The organism is Ferruginibacter sp. (assembly GCF_031430955.1).
GTDB lineage: Bacteria > Bacteroidota > Bacteroidia > Chitinophagales > Chitinophagaceae > Ferruginibacter.
Map to the genome: position 1 here is coordinate 1 of NZ_JANPCM010000569.1, position 4,260 is coordinate 4,260.

Below are 4,260 nucleotides of genomic sequence, written 5' to 3' on the forward strand. Positions count from 1 at the left end.
GGTATTTATAAATTTGAATTAAAAGTTACTGATAATAATGGTGCAACAGGCAGAGATACTATGCAGGTAATAGTATTTGCTCCAAATATTGCTCCTCTTGCAAATGCGGGTCTTAATCAATCCATAACGTTACCAACAAACACCGCAAATTTATCAGGGAGCGGAACAGATGTTGATGGAACAGTAGTTATATACAAATGGACTAAAGTTGCAGGACCTGCAACAGGAACAATTACCAATTCAAATATTCCTGTTACAAATGTTACGGGATTAACCGCAGGGATTTATCTATTTGAATTAAGGGTTACTGACAATAATGGTGCCACCGGAAAAGATACCATGCAGGTGATAGTGAATCCTGAAAATATTCCACCTGTTGCAAATGCAGGTGCCGACCAATCGATAGCATTACCTGCAAACAGGATAACACTTACCGGAAGCGGTACTGATGCAGATGGAACCATTGCAGCATACACATGGAAACAAATATCCGGACCTGTAGATAAACTTACATCAACAAATATTGCTATTACTGTGTTAGATAATCTTATTGCTGGAAATTATAAATTTGAATTGATGGTAACAGATAACAGGGGAGCAACAGGTAAAGATACCGTAAGTGTAATTGTAGATGCAGCTGTTACCACTTCGCAAAGCACTATAAAAATCTATCCTAACCCCGTGATTGATTTTACAACCCTGGAAATTAATTCAACGGCTGTCAATGCTACTTTACTGGTAATTATCACCGATATTCAGGGGAAAAATGTTTATAAAAAGCAATTAGTAACCAGAACTTACATTACCAGGGAAAAAGTAAATATGAATAACCTTGCAAAGGGCACTTATTACATAACCGTTTATTTTAACAGCCTGGAAAAGCAAACAATTAAAGCAATGAAACAATAATTGTTGTATGTAAAATAAATATGCCGGACTAAAAAATATTCTTTATTATTAAAAAGGGCGATGAAAACATTTTCATCGCCCTTTTTAATACAACTTCATTTTTTTAACCCAAATTTCTCTATTCAAAATTATCAGTTTTACAAAATTACAAACAGCTTACTTTTTTTCTAACCGTCTTACCCTGAGCGAATGTTTTTTACTTAATCCAAAAAATAATGTATCCATAGTAATTGAATAATGATTGGTAATATAATCGTTCACCATTTTTCTATTCCCGTTGCCGTTATACATTGCTTCATTAAGATCAGAAATTAAAAGATATGACCCGGATAAGCCTTTAATATTCTCGATAGACTGCTTTAATTCAAAAGTATCTTTTATCGGATTCATGTAAGTTGTATCAAACTGAACCTGATGCGGCAGAGGAATAAGGGGATTACTACCCTTGTAATAATAACCAAAAGGAAGAGATATAGTACTTTGATAAAATAAAATTGGCTCTTCCCGCCGTGCCTGTAAACTTATGTATTTAGCTACACCCTTATAATCATATTGCTTTACGGGGTTACTGTAATAATAAATATAAAAAAATAACCAGCTAAAAAACAATGTAAGCAAGATATAAATAAACCTGCTTAACACGAAAGCATGTTTATCGATCAAAGTGAAAACTAAAATAAAAAGTGGTAAAGCAATTATTAAATACCTGTCTTCGTAATCTATTTTTGTTACGGCCATAACTACCGCAAGCATAATTATTACAGCTAGTGATGTAAGGATACTTAAGTTAATTGCCCTGAAGTAAAAAGTTTTTATTAACCTGTTTTGCTTATGCCCTTTTAAATATGACCATGCAATTAAAAGAATAAAAAGAAGAAGTATTACCCATCTTAATTCCCTTGCAAAATATAATTTTTCCATAGCCAGCATTAAATTTTGCGGCGAATGGAATACCATGTCGATTCGTTGCATAGTGGAGAATTGCAATTTTAGTGACTGCACCATACCCAATTGGTCAGCCATAAGCATCACATTGGGCAGGAAAATCAAAATGACAGGTATAAGATAAAGGCTGAATTTAAAAAATATTTTCCAGCCTTTAAACAGTAAAGATGCAAAAACCAAAGCGGCTATTAAAAAAGCAAAAAAATATTGGGTATATAAACCAATAGCAGAAATAAAAAGAAACAGATACAGGTATTTCTTTTTTTCACTTATATAATACCTGAAGAAAAAGTAAATTAAAAGTACAGACAGCAATAACAGAAAAGCATAAAGCCTGATTTCCAACCCGGCCCAAATTACAAATGGGTTTAACAAAAACAATATCAACACCCATCGTGATGTTTTTACGCCACGTATTAAATTAGCCAGCCTGTAAAAGAACCAGGCCGATAACCCAATATTTATTAATGAAAATAATCTTGCAAAAAATACCCCGTCATTTAATTTTCGCCAAAGAGAAAGAAGAATAAAATATACAGGAGGCTGGCTTTCAAAATAATATGATTGTTTTATTACAAGATGTAATTTATATTTTGCCGATGTTGTATCAAGTGTATATGCTTCATCCATCCAAATATTAAGCTCATTGCAAAGCCAAAGCATTACCCCCGTATAGAATAGCAGAAATGAAAAAAATAATACTCTTTTAAGCTGACTGTTATTGTTGCCGTTCTGTAACATTTTTACTCCTATACTATTTTTAGATATTAAGGTTGTTAAAGTAAAAAAACATTGAATAAAGCTACAAGCTTTAGGAGTATTGTGTTAAATTAATTTTCGTTTTTCTTTTTAAAAGATGTACCCAGATGAAATAACTCTTCAAAATACCTTTTACTCTGAAGAGATAGAAACCCTACACTTAAAAATTGAATTGCAATAATAAAAGTAATGCCACCCACCAGAAAGGATTGAGGATTTTTATTAAACTCCTGGGCAAGGCTGTGAGAAAATGAATGCACTTCGCCTGGTTGCAATACTCCGTTAAATTTAGCCACGCCTGCAAGCACATCATAAAGTAACCATATCAATTCGTACAAAGAAAGCAGCATTAAAAAGCTGCCTATCCCTATGAAAAATATATACGGCCTGAAAATAAAGCCCGACATTAAGCCCGAAAAAAAACTCCGTAATACTCTAAGGCTCGATTTTCTTTTACCTGCAAATTTATTTTGCTCTGTCCAATCAAGGTTTGCAGGAATCTCAATAATTTTTGCCCGCAATATCATCGCTTTATAAATAATCTCAGGATTAATTTCGTAATCCCTTGTTTTAAGGTTTAACGTTTGTACAAATTCTTTCCTGTATGCCCTAACCATTCCCGTAAATGTATGGTACTTATCCTGTGCTGCAAAGCTCATAAACCGGTTTACCCAGCTGCTCATCACCCTTCTAAAAAATGGCACTGCTATTACTTTACCCCCTTTCATATACGGCGAAGCCATAACAATATCCGCACTTGTTTCTATAAGCTTATCCACCATTATTTCAATATACTGTTCGGAGTAACTTAAATCTATATCCAGCACAACAATAATTTCCCCTTTTGAATTACTAAAGCCGGTTTTTATAGCATTACCGAGGTTAAGATTTGTCGGATGGTGAATTACTCTTACCGCAGTATTTTGCTCTGCAAGCTTATTAGCAATTACCGCAGTTTTATCTTTGCTGCCATCATTAATAATAACAATCTCCCAGTTGTATTTATCATTTTTGCTTTGCAGGTAATTAATAATAGTGTTGATATTTATTTCCAGAAGAGCCTCCTCGTTATAACAGGGTGCAACAATACTTAAAAATGGTTTATTACTTACCGTCATACTGTTAAGGTTTTTTCAATTTATAGTGTGTGTAAACCGGAAACAATTTTCCAATTATTGGAATCATGAACCCTTTTTTTTCCACCACAAAATTATCTTCAAGCAATTTAGTAACTTTTTGTCTTGCACTGCCAAATTCATCGGCAGGTGCTTTGGTGGTATAGAGTGAAAGAAAAAAATCAAGTATTTTGCTTTCCATCGGGCAAATAGTAATAAACACGCCGTCTTTTTTAAGTATGCGTTTTATTTCTGCCAGAGCCTGGGGGATATCGGGTACAAACTCTAAAACACTTACTGCAATTACTGCATCAAAATATTCATCAGCAAAATTTGTTTTTTCAATACTTTGGGTACTTACATTGTAATTTGTAATGCCGTAATGTTTACAAATTAAATGAATATTTTCGAAATTAGAATGAATATCGCAGGCATAAATACTGTCGCAATGTTTTGATAATTCCGGGATAAATATACCACTTCCTGTTCCTGCTTCAAGTAATACCGGGTATTTTTTTTTACCCAATAGTTG

At 33.5% G+C, this 4,260-nt stretch carries 4 protein-coding genes; 1 reads left to right on the forward strand and 3 read right to left on the reverse strand.

Going from position 1 to position 4,260, the window contains the following annotated elements:
• Nucleotides 1-909, forward strand: a 909-nt coding sequence (locus tag ACY65O_RS16230) for a PKD domain-containing protein (protein ID WP_462221909.1), incomplete at its 5' end; no start/stop codon positions are given.
• 156 nt (nucleotides 910-1,065) lie between these two features.
• Here ACY65O_RS16230 and ACY65O_RS16235 read toward each other — a convergent pair.
• From ACY65O_RS16235 to ACY65O_RS16245, 3 genes are all read right to left on the reverse strand, one after another.
• Entirely contained in the window at nucleotides 1,066-2,595 is a 1,530-nt protein-coding gene (locus ACY65O_RS16235) for a glycosyltransferase family 39 protein (protein WP_462221910.1), read from the reverse strand.
• A gap of 89 nt (nucleotides 2,596-2,684) precedes the next feature.
• Nucleotides 2,685-3,731, reverse strand: coding sequence for a glycosyltransferase family 2 protein (locus ACY65O_RS16240; protein ID WP_462221911.1), 1,047 nt, complete (start codon nucleotides 3,729-3,731; stop codon nucleotides 2,685-2,687).
• Nucleotides 3,732-3,735: 4 nt separating this feature from the next.
• Nucleotides 3,736-4,260: class I SAM-dependent methyltransferase (locus ACY65O_RS16245; RefSeq protein ID WP_462221912.1), on the reverse strand; the 525-nt coding region annotated here is incomplete at its 5' end.

Coding starts and splice junctions, on each gene's coding strand:
- ACY65O_RS16240 (WP_462221911.1), bottom strand. CDS start 3,731: ATGACGGTAAGTAATAAACCATTTTTAAGTATTGTTGCACCCTGTTAT.
- ACY65O_RS16235 (WP_462221910.1), bottom strand. CDS start 2,595: ATGTTACAGAACGGCAACAATAACAGTCAGCTTAAAAGAGTATTATTT.